We start from the raw sequence: 14,553 nt of genomic DNA, 5'->3' as shown, positions 1-14,553 counted from the left end.
TTCATTTTTTCATTCTGAGCTTATGATTTTTCTGTATCTCTATTATATGTCCTGAATAGATGCTTTGTTAAAACAAAACATATATGAATAGTACAACCCTAAGATAGGGCATGAATTTCCAGATACTTGATGCCGATTATATCCGTGAGGACAAAGGGCCTGTCATTCGCCTTTTTGGAAGGGGTGAGGATGGTAAAAGTGTCTGCTGTTTTGTACCGGGCTTTGAGCCATATTTCTACGTAAATATTACCAGTGACCTTGATTCGGCTGGCGAACTGCTGAAAGAGCGTTTTCCCTCGGCAATCAAAAGGGTGGAAGTTGTTGAGAAATTAGAACCTGTTGGATACCAGGTATCCAAAAAACCCATGCTCAAGGTCATTACATATGAACCCGGGAATGTTCCTGAGATACGTGATGATATTGTAAATATACCTGCTGTAAAAGAGATATATGAAACTGATATCCTTTTCAGGAACCGTTTTCTGATTGATAAGGAATTGCATGGTATGGGCTGGGTGACAGCATCCTCATTTTCCAAAGAAACATTTTCAGGTGGAACGGCCAAATACTGCGATGAGGTATTCACTGCCTCTTCTCTGGAAGAGATCGAAAAGCTCTCTAACGCTCCTCTAAAGCATTTGGCCTTTGATATTGAATGTCTTCCTCTGGGGGGTTCGATGCCTGTTCCGGAGACCTCTCCTGTCATTATGATTAGTTTTTCCTTCAGCCCTGCTTATGAAGGATATGATACTAAGGTCCTTGTTGCCAAGGAAGTTGAAGGCGTTTCTGAAAATGTAGAATGTTTTGAGAATGAAGCAGCAATGCTTGAACGCTTCTTCGAGCTGTTCCAGAAATATGATCCTGACATTGTCGCAGGTTATAATGAAATTGATTTTGACATTCCCTATATCGCTGATCGAGTGAATGTACTAAATGAACTGGGATATAGTATTAAATCTGCCGTGGGCAGGGATGGCAGGATACTTAGTTATCGTAAGATCGGCAATCGTACCATGGTGTCAATACCCGGTCGTGTTGTTGTCGATGCTCTTCCTCTCATCAGAAGCCAATATAGTCTCAAACGATACACACTAAGAAATGTCGCGAAAGAGTTACTTGACAGAGAAAAGCTGGATGTAGCTCCTTCTGAGATGGAAGAATACTGGAATGATACTGGAGAAAAGATACTTCATTTTATAGATTATGCACAACGTGATTCCGAACTGGCACTGGAGCTTTTTATGAAACTCAGGCTTCTCGACAAACATGTCGCAGTAGCCCAGGTAAGTGGTTCCTTGCTTCAGGAAGTTGTGGATGGTGGGCAGACCTCTATGGTTGAGAACCTGCTGTTGCGTGAGTATGGCAAAAGAGATCGTGTAATCCCTCCTAAACCCTCTGATGACCTTGTTAGTTTCCGTAATCGCAGCAGTGAAGGTCTCAAGGGTGGCGAGGTACTCGAGCCCAAAAAAGGTCTTCTTGAGAATATTGTTATACTTGACTACAAATCTCTTTATCCTACCATCATGATGGCCCATAACCTTTGTTATACTACTGTTGTTGAACATGATCGTCCGGAAAGTGAGACTATAAAGCCTCCTTCCGGGGGAGAGTTTGTGTCCTCAGAGGTATCAAAGGGTATAATGCCTTCTATTCTTGAGAACCTGCTCAACAGAAGGGTGGAAACAAAGAAACGCATGAAAAGTGCTGCAAGTGAGGATGAGTATCGTGTCCTTGACGCAACACAACTTGCCCTGAAAATACTCCTGAACAGTTTTTATGGTTACTCTGGTTACACAAGAGCAAGGCTTTACAGCCTTGCACTTGCAAATGCGGTGACTAGCTTTGGGAGAGAGAACATCCTGAATACCCGTGCAATTGTCAATGGCAGCATAAATAAGGTGGTATTAAGGGATAGTACTGTCTATTTCACAGAAGAGGTCGATGCCATCAAGCCCGATGATCGTATTGTTTCACTTTCGGTTGTGTATGGGGATACGGACAGTGTATTCGTGCAGTGCAGCTCAGAAGATTCTATTTCTCTTGAGGATGCTGAACTTGTAGGTAACAAAATTGCAGGAACTGTTTCATCATCCCTTCCTGATCCTATGGAACTTGAGTTTGAGTCTATTGCCCGCAGGGGTCTTTTCATAGCAAAGAAGCGTTATGCTATCTGGGTCTTCGAACGTGCCGGTGATGAATGGAAGGATTCCATAAAGGTCAAGGGCATGGAGACTGTAAGGCGAGACTGGTGTGAATTGACTTCCAAGACGCTTAACAGGGTTTTGGAACTTGTTCTCAAAGAAGGTAATGTCGATGCTGCTGTATTGCATGTCAGGAAAGTCGTTGATGGTGTGAGAAATATTGATGTCCGCAAAGATGAGGATGTAATCGATGATCTCACAATGACAAGAATGTTCTCTAAAAGTGCTTCACGTTATAAGAACAAGCAGCCACATCTTACGGTTGTAGAGAAAATCGAGAAAAGGACAGGTAATCCTCCTCCTGTGGGGGAACGCATACCCTTTGTCATAGTAGCTGGTAAGGACCTGTTTGTCAATCGTGCCGAAGATCCGGAATACGTCAGGGAACACAATGTGCCTATTGATGTAGATTATTATATCAAGAAGCAGGTACTTCCTCCGGTAGAGAGAATACTGGGTGTATTCGGTGTGGATATTGCCAACCTGGATTATGATTCAAAGCAAAAGGGTCTTTTCGATTTCTCGGATAAGCCAAAAGAAGTTCCTTTAACAAAAAGAAATAAAATAGAAGAAAAGCCGTCGGAAAACTCGCAGGCAAGTAAGTCTCAGAGTTCCCTATTTGACTTTTAGTTGCTGGTTCAAATCTGGATATAATGTTTCTCTTCCGACTCTAGTTGAGGTCTACTCTTTCACCGGATGCCATGTAGACAACACTTTCACAAATATTGCATGCATGGTCTCCTATCCTCTCCAGGTATCGAAGAACGAAGAGCAGATATGAGGCATTATTGATCATTGATTTATTCTCAACCATCATTTCAATAAGTTCAATCTGTGTCTCATGGAAAAATCTGTCTATTATATCGTCCTTTGAGGCTGTTGAACGTGCTAGGTTTTCGTCCAGCGTCTCGAAGGCCTTGATTGACTGCTCCAGCATATCCTCTCCGACTTCTCCCATCTTCAAAATGTTGGCAAAAGGCTTTGTATGTTCCTGTTCGAGACACTTTGTCATTTTTGCAATATCAACAGCAAGGTCACTCATTCTCTCCAGATCAATAGCTATTTTGAAGCAGGCGGTGACAAGTCTCATGTCTCCTGCTGTTGGGCTCTGGCGTGCAATTAGCTGGGATACACATCTTTCGATCTTCAGTTCGTATTCATCAATTATCTCGTCACCCTGGATGACTTTTTCTGCAAGTTCTATATCCAGGGAACTAAGAGATTTCATGGAATTTTCAACTGCATAATAGGACTTTTCTCCCATTTCAGCGATGTATCTTTTGAGGGCATCCAGATTGTGTTGATATTGTTCACGTGTCATTTTTCTTCACCCGAATCTTCCGGTGATATAATCTTCGGTTTCCTTTTCTCTGGGACTCTCGAATATCTGTTCGGTTTTCCCGAATTCAATCAAATCTCCCAGAAGGAAGAATGCTGTGTAGTCGGATATTCTAGCAGCCTGTTGCATATTGTGAGTTACTATGACTATAGTATAGTTCTTTTTCAACTCAAATATAAGGTCTTCGATTTTGCCGGTGGATATGGGGTCAAGAGCACTGCATGGTTCGTCGAAGAGTATTACTTCGGGTTTTACGGCAAGTGTCCTTGCAATACAAAGTCTCTGTTGCTGACCACCGCTTAAGTCCAAGGCCGAAATGCTCAGCCTGTCTGAAACCTCTTCCCACAGGGCTCCGGATTTGAGGGCTCCCTCTACGATTCCATCTATCTCTTTTTTCTTTACTCCGTGAATACGTGGGCCATATGCAATATTATCATGTATTGACATAGGGAAAGGATTCGGTTTCTGGAAAACCATGCCTACTCTTTTTCTGAGGTCGACAACATCTACATTTTTTGAGTAGATATCTTCCCCGTCAATATTAACGTCTCCTTCTATCCGGCAACTTGGGATAAGATCGTTCATCCTGTTCAAGCATCTCAGGAAAGTGGATTTACCGCAACCTGATGGCCCGATAAAAGCCGTAACACTATTTTTTGGAATATCGATAGATATGTCATGGAGGGCGTGGTTATCGCCGTACCAGAGGTTCAGGTCCTTAACTGCTATCTCTGTTCCGTTCTCAAAATTATCTGACATTTAAAGTTACCTCTGAATTCTGAAACTCTCTTTTTGGCTAAATACATGAATTATCGTGATTAACGTTGCAGTTTCTTCCTGTAGTGATTCCTGATGTATATTGCTATAAGGTTCACACCAAGTACTATTATCAGCAATACAAGTGCGGTGCCGTACTGGGTTGGTCTTGTTTTTGCGATATTGGTGCCTGCAGTGGCGAGTACAAACAGGTGGTAAGGAAGTGCCATGAACTGTGAGTATACCGAGTCCGGCAATCTTGGTAAAAAGTAAGCTGCGCCTGTAAGCAAAATGGGTGCGGTTTCTCCGGCTACTCTTCCGACACTAAGTATAGCTCCGGTAACCATCCCGGGGATTGCTGCCGGGAGTACAACCTTGCGTATTGTCTGCCATTTAGTGACTCCTAAAGCAAGTGAAGCTTCCCGGTATTCCTTTGGCACCGTGATGAGAGCTTCCTGGCTTGCTCTTATTATTACTGGTAAGATGAGCAATGCAAGTGTTAAAGAGGCTGCCAATAATGAAGGGCCAAAACCCAGATATTTTACAAACATTGCAAGCCCGAACAGTCCGAAGACCACTGATGGTGTTCCTGCAAGGTTGTTGATTGCCATTTCTATTGTCCAGGTGGTTCTTCCGGGTTTTGCATATTCATTCAGGTAAATCGCTGCAAGAATTCCCACTGGAAGAGCAACTGCCATGGACATTATTATCAGGTAGATCGTCCCCATAAGAGCAGGATATATGCCACCTTCTGTCATTCTATTTCGTGGCATCTCGGTAATGAATTCAATGCTGAGTGCACCGATTCCATTGTAAATTATGTAAGCAAGTATGGCAACAACAAAGAAGACAACCAGTGCAGCGGCTAATCTCAGCAGTGTAAATGCTATTTTTTCATTTATTTTTGGATTGAATAACATCGCTATCACAGGTTGAACTTGTATTTCTTTTTAATATGGCTGGCTATTATGTTAATGATGAATGTTATTATGAAAAGCACGGAACCAACTGCGAAAAGTGCATGAAAGTGAGCGCTTCCCTGAGGCACCTCTCCCATTTCAAGGGCTATGGTGGCTGTCATCGTCCTGACGGGTGAAAATAATCCTGAAGGGAATCCTGGTATCACTGCTGCATTTCCTGTGACCATCATAACAGTCATGGTCTCTCCGATCGCACGTCCTATTCCGAGCATTACTGCAGCTGATATCCCTGAGAGGGCAGCAGGTATTGTAACTTTATAGATGGTTTGCCATTTAGTAGAGCCCAGTGCAAGGGAACCTTCTTTTATTGAGCGTGGTACCGAACTTATGGCGTCCTCTGAAATTGATATGATTGTAGGCAATGCCATTATTCCAAGCATTATTGATCCTGTGAGTGCTGTTTGCCCGGTGGTAAGGTCCAGACTATTTCGAATAATCGGTACAAGAACAACAAGACCAAAGAATCCGAAAACGACTGATGGGATGCCCGCCAGTATTTCTGTGAAGGGTTTCAATACTCTCGCAACTCTTGGGTTCGCGAGTTCTGCGATATAAACCGCCGCAGCTATTCCGAGAGGGACTGAAAATATGATTGCTCCTATAGTTACTATGACCGATCCCAGGAACAAAGGTACAAGTCCGAATAGAGGTGGTCTTGCGGTAGGGTACCATAATTTTCCTGTAAGAAATTCTAATAGTGTCGTGTCACTTTTTGTAAAAAGAAGTATTCCATCCCTGAATAAAAAAAGACAAAGAAGGAAAAGGGTTACAACTGCCACTGCTCCTGATAGGAAGAGCATTGATTCAATTGCCTTTTCCTTTTTATTCCTGTTTGTCATTTGTTTCCCTTTTAGGAATCACTTAAGCTACGGGGAAATATCCCACTTCTGAGACTATTGCCTGTCCTGTTGGGCTCATTACAAAGTCGATATATTCCTTTGTAAGACCTTCAGGTTCACCGTTAGTGTAGTACTGAAGTGGCCTTGCGAGTGGATAGTCGCCGCTGATGATGTTCTCTTCGGTAGCTTCTACGAATCCTTCTCCAGAATCAAGTGAAATTGCCTTTGTACTTTCATCGAGATATGCAAATCCGATGTAACCGATTGCACCTTCATTCTGAGATACTTCCTGTACGATGGCACCGGTGCTTGGCTGGGTGAGAGCATCCTGGCGGTAAGCTTCGTCCTCAAGGATCTCTTCTTTGAAGTATTCGTAGGTCCCTGAACTGCTGTCACGACTCATGACTGCTATCTTACGGTCATCTCCGCCAACATCTGCCCAGTTGCTGATGCTTCCGTCGTAGATTCCCTTAAGCTGGTCGTAGGTGAGTTCATTTACGGGATTTTCCGGGTTGACTATGACTGCAATACCGTCGATTGCAATTTCATGTCTGAGAGGTGTTACACCGTTTGCTTCTGCTTCCTCTACTTCGGATTCTTTCATAAGTCTTGAAGTCATTGCGATCTCTACTTCATCGTCAATAAGTGCTGCAACACCTACTCCTGATCCTCCACCGATGATGGTTACACTTGTTTCAGGATTTTCAATCATGAAATCTTCGGCTTCTGCCTGGGACAGAGGGAGTACTGTGTCAGAACCTTTTACTATTATACTTCCGGTAAGTGTTTCTTCAGTAGCTTCGGCTTCAGCTCCTTCCGTTACTGGTTCTTCTCCCTGGTCGACACATCCGACACCTGCAAATACAGATATCAGAATAAGTAATACTATGGAACAGATGGAGATATTTCTTAAAAGCTGCTTCGTCATGATCTTTCTTCTCCTATTGATTTTATACGATACGACTGTGTTTAATGGTCAGTGAACCAATACGAAAAGACTACATAAAAATTATGTATTTACAATATATATCTCTACCATGTTCAGGACATGCCGTGTACTCTATATAGCAACTATTGTCTCAATATAGTTGTATGTAGGTGTATAATTTCCATTTCTTAGTTGGAATGTTCTCCTACTTTACTATCATAAAATGGATATACTCTGAAAAAGATAATTGGTGTCATGCCTGATATCCTGATTAAGAATACTAAAGTATTCGTGAACAATTATCTTCAGCCTGCCGAGGTGCTGATTGAGGATGGGAAAATAACGAAGATCGCAAGGCAGATAGATGTCCAAAGGCTGAATGAAGTCATAGATGCCAAGGGTGCCCTTACTTTGCCTTCGGCCATTGATGTACACGTTCATTTCAGGGAACCTGGCATGACGGAAAAAGAAGACTGGTATACCGGTTCCTGCTCTGCAGCAGCCGGAGGAGTCACTACTGTTATAGAGCACCCGAACACTATTCCTCCTACAACAGACAAGAGGACCTTCAAGGAAAAATTGAAACTTGCAAATAGGAAATCAATTGTCGATTTTGGAATATATGGTGGTGTTACCGGGAATATTGAAAAGCTTCCGGAACTCTGGGAACTTGGAGTGACTGCTTTTGGTGAGATATTTATGGCTGAATCCACGGGTGAGCTCAATATAAGTGAGGAAACTCTTGATAAAGCTTTATCGGCTATTGCGGGACTTGGTGCAATGGCATGTATCCATGCGGAAGATGAAAAGATACGACAGGAATGTGAATCTTTCCTGAAAGGTGATTTTTCACCGCAGTCTCATTCTAAGGCCAGGCCCAATCTATGCGAGGCAATGGCTGTTGAGAAGGCTCTTAAACTTGCTAAGACTAATGAAACACAGACACATTTCTGCCATATCAGTGCATTTGAGTCTGTCGGCCTGTTACGCAGGGAGAGGTATATTGAGCAAAGTTCCGGTGCTCCTGTGAAGATCACTAGTGAGGTGACTCCGCACCATCTCTTCCTTTCAACTAAAGATTGGGATAGGTTAGGATCTTTTGGAAAAATGAATCCTCCTCTGAGGGAACGTCGCAATCCTAAAATGCTTTTGAATGCCCTGAATGACGGTACTATCGACATGGTAGCAACAGACCATGCGCCGCATACTGAGGCGGAAAAAGATGCGGGTATAAAGTCTACTCCATCGGGTGTTCCGGGTGTGGAAACGTTGCTTCCATTGATGCTTGTTGCTGTAAAAAGGAATCTGATTCCTCTTGGAAGGATGATCGATGTTACAAGCAGGAATCCTGCAAGGATATTTGATCTTACAAGGTATTCAAAGGGTGTTTTTGCCGAAGGTTTCGATGCGGACCTGGTAATTGTTGATCCTTCGAATGTGCGTAAGATTAAGGGTGATCATCTGCACAGTAAGGCCGGCTGGACACCTTATGAAGGAATGGATGGTATTTTCCCTGAGTACACAATAGCCAAGGGTGACGTTGTTTGGGATGGTGAAATTCTTGCATCCCGGGGTCGTGGTAATTTCTTACCAGGTCGGGGAATCACCTCTAATGATGAAGACTAATCATGGACATAAAATTTTGTGTATGTACACAAAACCATAACATTTTAAATATATAAAGCACTATTAATGTTCATGGTGGTGTGATGAAAACAAAATTCCCCATTCATACTACATTAAGTGCAGATGCTATCAAGGTCCTTGAAAGATACGAAAAAGAACTTGGTGCGAAAAACGTCGTGCTGGAAAAAGCTCTCCTAAATCTCGATACTACACGCTTTAAAGCAAAACTTGATACCCAGAATATTGACAGGCTGATTAAACGTATAAACACCGGTATACCCGGTCTTGATGATTTCCTCGAAGGAGGCTTCCCTAAAGGTTTCGCAGTTATAGTGACTGGTCCTCCCGGAACAGGAAAAACAACATTTTCCATGCAATATCTTATGGAAGGTGTGAAAAACGGAGAGAGGTGTATCTTTTTCTCATTCGAGGAAAGAGCGCAACAGCTAGTGCAACATTTCACAAGGTTTGGCTGGGATGTGGGGAAGTATATTGATGATGGCTATCTTGAAATCTTCGGTATTTCCATGCTTACTTCCGAAGAGATGATAGAAATCATTGATTCACACAAGCCTGAACGTGTTGTGTTTGATTCGTTGAACGTATTCACGGCTCCCGGGGATTTCAGGACTTCTACCTCATGGAGGGGACTCCACAGGCTTCTCAAGAAGAATATGATAACGTCCCTGCTGGTTACTGAAAAGACTCATGGAATCGAACAGAAACAGTTTGATGATTTTGATTTCCTTGGGGATGGTGTGATATTCCTAGATTTTATCCAGACCAATGATATAGATACTACTCCGATGCCAGTTATGGCCGTACAGAAAATGAGGGCTACGAGAGTGGATCATACGCCGCAACCTTTCAGATTCACAAATACCGGAATAGCCAAGTATCGTGCACTCAATATTCCGTCACAGGTGCTGCAGCAAAGGATAGAAAAAAGAAGGTCAGAACGTTTAGGACCGTCATCATCAGGTGAAATATGAAATGAGGCTGGCAAGAAGTGCGGTAATATATATTGCCTTGAAGTTTCCTGCCCCTCCTATACTTATGTAGGCACTGCCACTCTTTTCTTTATTGAAAGCAACAATGGCTGCTATTGTTCCCAGTAGTATGCCTGCTATTCCTGCAATAAAAATAATGGATTCGGAATCCTGTGGTGCTGTCAGCAGGGCGAATGGAATTGCTATGATTCCAATGTACTGCGGGACTACGATGCCCACTCCGTTTACCATTTCTGACAAAAGGGTTACGGCAATTATTACAATTAGCATCACTTCAAGGGCAGTAATATTTGATTGAGTTACCAATAAATAAGCAATCGCTATTAATGGAACTATAAATCCGCCTACGTTTAATGTGATAGTGGTCTCAAAAACTCTTTCCTTGCCGATATTGAGTTCCTTTACAATGGGGACAGAATATATATTTTCAATGAGCGGCGCAAATCTGAGTAGCTGCTCGGTTTTTTTAGATCTGGTTTTCAGGACAGGAATTTCTACAAGGGATCCTGCCAGCATAAGGATAAGGATTCCAAGAAGTGGATATGCGGATATGGTGCCGATGGACAGGTTCCCTTTGTAGCAGAGAACTGCAATGGGTAGCAGTGTAAGGGCAAAAGCTGCATACATTCTGATTTCAGATATATTGGTGTATCCTCTCATTTGTCCACCGGTGTTATATTCATTTCAAGACATTTAAATATTTTTGTTAAAATATAATTTTAGGATTAGTAATAATCAAGCTGGGATTGGAGTAGTTCCTGTCTTTTTTTCTCAAGGAAGCTATATACAGTTCCGTGGGGTGCGCCTTCGACAAGCATTTCAATAGCTGTTCTTGCTATCTGTATCTGCTCCGGATTCCCGATTATGCTGACAGTTTTTCCGTAAACGGATATTTTTACTCCGATGAGCCTTTCGGTAATTTCTCTTGTTTTACCTCCCTTGCCTATTATCCGCCCTTTTAGACGAAGCATGTCTTTTTGTGTGCTGGCTGTCTTGGAAAGGTCTATTACTTCAAGCATAATGAGGTCATCATCGAGCATGGACATCGTTTTGTCCGGGTTGAATCCTCGTGCTATGGCATTAACAACTTCTGTTGCCCGCATAGCGCCCACCGGATCATCTCCTGGGATTATTTCCACAACTCCGCTCTCACTGTCAATATCAAGCTCCGCACTTGATTTCGTTTCTATCAATTGCTTAACGCTTCCCTTCGGGCCGATAATGGCACCAATTCTGTCTTTGGGAACTTTTACATGTGTCATGGTGAATCTACCGTTTAAATAATTATGATACTCTATTTGTTCTCTTGTTTTATTTCCTTCATGGTTAGGTAAAGCTCTTCTGCTTGCCCTTCTATTCCGTAACGCTTGAAGAAACGCATTATGTTCTCTATATCCCGTATCAGGAATTCTCTTGCTTTTGGATGTTCAAGTGTTACGGATTGACCCATATCGATAAGAATGGGTTCCATTGTACGTGGGTTCACTATTATATTATATTCGCTCAGATCGCCATGCACGAGATTTGCCTTGACATAAAGAAGTTCCAGATATCTGACAATAGTATCAAAAATAAGTTTTGCATTCTCCGAATCAAGGGTTATGTCTTTTAAAAGAGGGTAAGGTTTCTCGTTTTCTCCCATAAACTCCATAATGAGTATGTTGCGTTCGGCATAGATGGGCTTTGGAACACGTACGCCTGCTTCTTTTGCACGTGTGAGGTTGCGGTGTTCTTTCTTTGTCCAGGCAAAGATGATATCTTTTTTTGCATGCCTGACATTGCGGAACCTTGGGTCTCCAAGGATGTATTCTTCCATTGAGTTGAAGGTGCTTGATGATATTCTGTATATCTTTATTGCGATGTCCCCATCTTTTCCTTCTCCCAGGAATACATTTGCTTCTTTTCCTGTACTGATGGAGCCTCCGATAGCATTGAGAACTCCCCTGTGGGATGCTGTGTAAAGGGCTTTTAGGGTGGCTTCGTCAAATACATTCTCTTTTACTTTGAGTGTATCAGTGTCTTTGCGCCGCATGCGCATTTTGTCAACTTTGGTGTCGATACGCTGCACCCTTTTAGTAACTTCTTTTTTCATGATGACTTAACCTTTAAGGTATCCTTTACGTTCCAGCCAGTTTACCTGCGGGCGGGTATATTTCCAGATTACGTCTGCTTTTTCATCCTGAAATTCCCATGGAACTGCTATGACAATGTCACCTTCACGTATCCATGTTCTCTTCTTCATTGAGCCTGGTATTCTTCCCATGCGTACGACACCATCCATACATCTTAGTCTGACACGGTTCGCTCCGAGCATGCTTTCCACTGTTGCAAGTACTTCTCCTTTTTCTTTGCGTGGTGTCCTTACTCTGGTAACGGTAGGTGCATTTGTATTTTTGGCTCGTTTCTTCTTCTGCAGTTATGATTCCTCTATTGAATTCGATCTTTTCTTGATTTTGAGTATGCTATGTCTCATATGTTGTTAAATGTTATGTAAACGCTACTGTTTTGCGCTGCTGCTTTTTTTATAGTTATTAAATTAATTAAATCCGTAATACTTATATAGCAGTGTGTTTATGTAGGTATCCCTGCAAAGGTGGCTTGTGTGCATGCTTAGGATGCATCACTGAGCTGGGTTTTGCAAAATTTATGATAAATCACAAATCTTATATCGGATTAAAACTAACAGTTAAAATCCGAGTGGAAATGTGATTATTGTCGTTTACATTCGTCAAAAGCTGACAATCTTTGCCTTTCATTGTTCGAAATGAAAAGGTATATATACGATTGCAGCCTTTGTGAATCTCCGCGCGTCCGCGTGCGGAAATGGCTTCGTAAAAGATGCGGTCAACTCCTTCGGCCAAGCCGGTCGGAAGGTATATATACGATTGCGGTCTTTTAGGGGTCCTCGCGAAATGCGAGAAACACTTACAATCACCGCCTTATTATGTGGAGGCAGGAGTTATTTCCTGTCTGACGTTGGATTTGGCAGTTCGGTTAATTCTGACCGGTAGTGTATTATATACTACAATAAGGAATTAACCAAACTATGTGCATAGGAAATTCTCTCAAATAGAATTCTCCAATCGATTCCTTAAAATGACTTCCAAAACTTTGTGTGTGATCAACAATTCTGGTTGATCCTGCCAGAGGTTACTGCTATCGGTGTGCGATTAAGCCATGCGAGTCAAATGTTCTTCGTGAACATGGCGTACTGCTCAGTAACACGTGGATAACCTGCCCTAAGGTCCGGCATAACCCCGGGAAACTGGGGATAATTCCGGATAAATCATAGATACTGGAATGTTCTGTGGTTAAAAGCTCCGGTGCCTTAGGATGGATCTGCGGCCTATCAGGTAGTAGTGGGTGTAATGTACCTACTAGCCGACGACGGGTACGGGTTGTGAGAGCAAGAGCCCGGAGATGGATTCTGAGACATGAATCCAGGCCCTACGGGGCGCAGCAGGCGCGAAATCTTTACAATGCGGGAAACCGCGATAAGGGGACACCGAGTGCCAGCATATTATGTTGGCTGTCCATATGTATAAATAACATGTGATAGCAAGGGCCGGGCAAGACCGGTGCCAGCCGCCGCGGTAACACCGGCGGCCCGAGTGGTAATCACTATTATTGGGTCTAAAGGGTCCGTAGCCGGTTTGATCAGTCTTCCGGGAAATCTGACAGCTTAACTGTTAGGCTTCTGGGGGATACTGTCAGACTTGGAACCGGGAGAGGTAAGAGGTACTACAGGGGTAGGAGTGAAATCTTGTAATCCTTGTGGGACCACCAGTGGCGAAGGCGTCTTACCAGAACGGGTTCGACGGTGAGGGACGAAAGCTGGGGGCACGAACCGGATTAGATACCCGGGTAGTCCCAGCCGTAAACGATGCTCGCTAGGTGTCTGGGATGGTGCGACCGTTTCAGGTGCCGCAGGGAAGCCGTGAAGCGAGCCACCTGGGAAGTACGGCCGCAAGGCTGAAACTTAAAGGAATTGGCGGGGGAGCACTACAACGGGTGGAGCCTGCGGTTTAATTGGACTCAACGCCGGAAAACTCACCTGGGGCGACAGCAATATGTAGGTCAGGCTGAAGGTCTTACCTGAATCGCTGAGAGGAGGTGCATGGCCGTCGTCAGTTCGTACTGTGAAGCATCCTGTTAAGTCAGGCAACGAGCGAGACCCGTGCCCACTGTTGCCAGCATATCCTTCGGGATGATGGGTACTCTGTGGGGACCGCCGCTGCTAAAGCGGAGGAAGGTGCGGGCTACGGTAGGTCAGTATGCCCCGAATCTCCAGGGCTACACGCGGGCTACAATGACCGGGACAATGGGCTCCTACCCCGAAAGGGGTTGGTAATCTCATAAACCCGGCCTTAGTTCGGATCGAGGGCTGCAACTCGCCCTCGTGAAGCTGGAATCCGTAGTAATCGCGTTTCAATATAGCGCGGTGAATACGTCCCTGCTCCTTGCACACACCGCCCGTCAAACCACCCGAGTGAGGTATGGGTGAGGGCACGGATTTTGTGCCGTGTTCGAACCTAAATTTCGCAAGGGGGGTTAAGTCGTAACAAGGTAGCCGTAGGGGAATCTGCGGCTGGATCACCTCCTAAGCAAGATAGGCACAAAGTCTATCACCACTAACCGGTCAGAAATCGAATAACTGTCAAATCCATCAAACAAGCGGGACGCTCAAGGGCTTGTAGATCAGTTGGAAGATCGTCGCCTTTGCAAGGCGAAGGCCCTGGGTTCGAATCCCAGCAAGTCCATTTAAGTGCACCAGGCAAGTAATTTTGCCCGGGAAGGATGAAGTGTTCAACAACCCCATGTTGAACATAATGAGATCATGTATAAGCATGCATATATCAGACGCTCACTGGATA

The 14,553-nt window shown here is 43.8% G+C and carries 12 protein-coding genes, 1 tRNA gene and 1 rRNA gene; 5 read left to right on the top strand and 9 right to left on the bottom strand.

What is annotated here, in order from left to right; translation table 11 throughout:
- Positions 1 to 110 precede the first annotated feature (110 nt).
- Positions 111 to 2,831 carry a DNA-directed DNA polymerase gene (locus V7O62_RS07820; protein WP_406655686.1) on the top strand — a complete coding sequence of 907 codons (2,721 nt, stop codon included), beginning with the start codon at positions 111 to 113 and terminating at the stop codon, positions 2,829 to 2,831.
- Between the two features lie 40 nt (positions 2,832 to 2,871).
- Here V7O62_RS07820 and phoU read toward each other — a convergent pair whose 3' ends face one another.
- The 5 genes from phoU to V7O62_RS07795 are packed head-to-tail and all read right to left on the bottom strand — an operon-like array spanning position 2,872 to position 7,043.
- Positions 2,872 to 3,522 (bottom strand): phosphate signaling complex protein PhoU, encoded by a 651-nt coding sequence (gene phoU / locus V7O62_RS07815; protein ID WP_406655685.1) that lies wholly within the window; start codon positions 3,520 to 3,522, stop codon positions 2,872 to 2,874.
- A 6-nt stretch (positions 3,523 to 3,528) separates the two neighbouring features.
- The gene (gene pstB, locus V7O62_RS07810) at positions 3,529 to 4,299 is read right to left on the bottom strand and encodes a phosphate ABC transporter ATP-binding protein PstB (protein ID WP_406655684.1); all 771 of its coding nucleotides are present in this window, start codon (positions 4,297 to 4,299) and stop codon (positions 3,529 to 3,531) included.
- Between the two features lie 59 nt (positions 4,300 to 4,358).
- The gene (pstA, locus tag V7O62_RS07805) at positions 4,359 to 5,216 is read right to left on the bottom strand and encodes a phosphate ABC transporter permease PstA (RefSeq protein WP_406658269.1); all 858 of its coding nucleotides are present in this window, start codon (positions 5,214 to 5,216) and stop codon (positions 4,359 to 4,361) included.
- Between the two features lie 5 nt (positions 5,217 to 5,221).
- Complete coding sequence (gene pstC, locus V7O62_RS07800) at positions 5,222 to 6,115, bottom strand: phosphate ABC transporter permease subunit PstC (protein ID WP_406655683.1); 894 nt, start codon at positions 6,113 to 6,115, stop codon at positions 5,222 to 5,224.
- A gap of 22 nt (positions 6,116 to 6,137) precedes the next feature.
- The gene (locus tag V7O62_RS07795) at positions 6,138 to 7,043 is read right to left on the bottom strand and encodes a PstS family phosphate ABC transporter substrate-binding protein (protein WP_406655682.1); all 906 of its coding nucleotides are present in this window, start codon (positions 7,041 to 7,043) and stop codon (positions 6,138 to 6,140) included.
- 255 nt (positions 7,044 to 7,298) lie between these two features.
- Between V7O62_RS07795 and V7O62_RS07790 the strand changes: the two genes are divergently transcribed.
- Together V7O62_RS07790 and V7O62_RS07785 are read left to right on the top strand one after the other, a co-directional pair.
- Positions 7,299 to 8,669: a dihydroorotase gene (locus V7O62_RS07790; protein WP_406655681.1), complete on the top strand. Its 1,371-nt coding sequence runs from the start codon at positions 7,299 to 7,301 to the stop codon at positions 8,667 to 8,669.
- Between the two features lie 83 nt (positions 8,670 to 8,752).
- Positions 8,753 to 9,661, top strand: coding sequence for an RAD55 family ATPase (locus V7O62_RS07785; RefSeq protein WP_406655680.1), 909 nt, complete (start codon positions 8,753 to 8,755; stop codon positions 9,659 to 9,661).
- Here the strand turns inward: V7O62_RS07785 and V7O62_RS07780 are convergent.
- The 4 genes from V7O62_RS07780 to eif1A all read right to left on the bottom strand — a co-directional run bounded on the left by V7O62_RS07780 (position 9,647) and on the right by eif1A (position 12,095).
- Positions 9,647 to 10,339 (bottom strand): DUF1614 domain-containing protein, encoded by a 693-nt coding sequence (locus V7O62_RS07780; protein ID WP_406655678.1) that lies wholly within the window; start codon positions 10,337 to 10,339, stop codon positions 9,647 to 9,649. The two genes, V7O62_RS07785 and V7O62_RS07780, sit on opposite strands and share 15 nt — an antisense overlap.
- A gap of 65 nt (positions 10,340 to 10,404) precedes the next feature.
- Entirely contained in the window at positions 10,405 to 10,941 is a 537-nt protein-coding gene (locus V7O62_RS07775; protein ID WP_406655677.1) for a KH domain-containing protein, read from the bottom strand.
- Between the two features lie 32 nt (positions 10,942 to 10,973).
- Complete coding sequence (locus V7O62_RS07770) at positions 10,974 to 11,771, bottom strand: serine protein kinase RIO (RefSeq protein ID WP_406655676.1); 798 nt, start codon at positions 11,769 to 11,771, stop codon at positions 10,974 to 10,976.
- Positions 11,772 to 11,777: 6 nt separating this feature from the next.
- Positions 11,778 to 12,095, bottom strand: coding sequence for a translation initiation factor eIF-1A (eif1A, locus tag V7O62_RS07765; RefSeq protein WP_406658268.1), 318 nt, complete (start codon positions 12,093 to 12,095; stop codon positions 11,778 to 11,780).
- A 711-nt stretch (positions 12,096 to 12,806) separates the two neighbouring features.
- Between eif1A and V7O62_RS07760 the strand changes: the two genes are divergently transcribed.
- Positions 12,807 to 14,281 (top strand): 16S ribosomal RNA (locus V7O62_RS07760).
- A gap of 85 nt (positions 14,282 to 14,366) precedes the next feature.
- Positions 14,367 to 14,439 (top strand) — tRNA-Ala (locus V7O62_RS07755).
- Positions 14,440 to 14,553 lie beyond the last annotated feature (114 nt).

The organism is Methanolobus sp. ZRKC2 (assembly GCF_045291185.1).
In the GTDB taxonomy this organism is placed as follows: Archaea; Halobacteriota; Methanosarcinia; order Methanosarcinales; family Methanosarcinaceae; genus Methanolobus.
This window is presented reverse-complemented; position numbering and strand designations above follow the sequence as displayed.

Bases quoted from the DNA above. Each gene is read 5' to 3' on its own strand.
- V7O62_RS07820 (WP_406655686.1), top strand. From the start codon at position 111: ATGAATTTCCAGATACTTGATGCCGATTATATCCGTGAGGACAAAGGG.
- phoU (WP_406655685.1), bottom strand. From the start codon at position 3,522: ATGACACGTGAACAATATCAACACAATCTGGATGCCCTCAAAAGATAC.
- pstB (WP_406655684.1), bottom strand. From the start codon at position 4,299: ATGTCAGATAATTTTGAGAACGGAACAGAGATAGCAGTTAAGGACCTG.
- pstA (WP_406658269.1), bottom strand. From the start codon at position 5,216: ATGTTATTCAATCCAAAAATAAATGAAAAAATAGCATTTACACTGCTG.
- pstC (WP_406655683.1), bottom strand. From the start codon at position 6,115: ATGACAAACAGGAATAAAAAGGAAAAGGCAATTGAATCAATGCTCTTC.
- V7O62_RS07795 (WP_406655682.1), bottom strand. From the start codon at position 7,043: ATGACGAAGCAGCTTTTAAGAAATATCTCCATCTGTTCCATAGTATTA.
- V7O62_RS07790 (WP_406655681.1), top strand. From the start codon at position 7,299: ATGCCTGATATCCTGATTAAGAATACTAAAGTATTCGTGAACAATTAT.
- V7O62_RS07785 (WP_406655680.1), top strand. From the start codon at position 8,753: ATGAAAACAAAATTCCCCATTCATACTACATTAAGTGCAGATGCTATC.
- V7O62_RS07780 (WP_406655678.1), bottom strand. From the start codon at position 10,339: ATGAGAGGATACACCAATATATCTGAAATCAGAATGTATGCAGCTTTT.
- V7O62_RS07775 (WP_406655677.1), bottom strand. From the start codon at position 10,941: ATGACACATGTAAAAGTTCCCAAAGACAGAATTGGTGCCATTATCGGC.
- V7O62_RS07770 (WP_406655676.1), bottom strand. From the start codon at position 11,771: ATGAAAAAAGAAGTTACTAAAAGGGTGCAGCGTATCGACACCAAAGTT.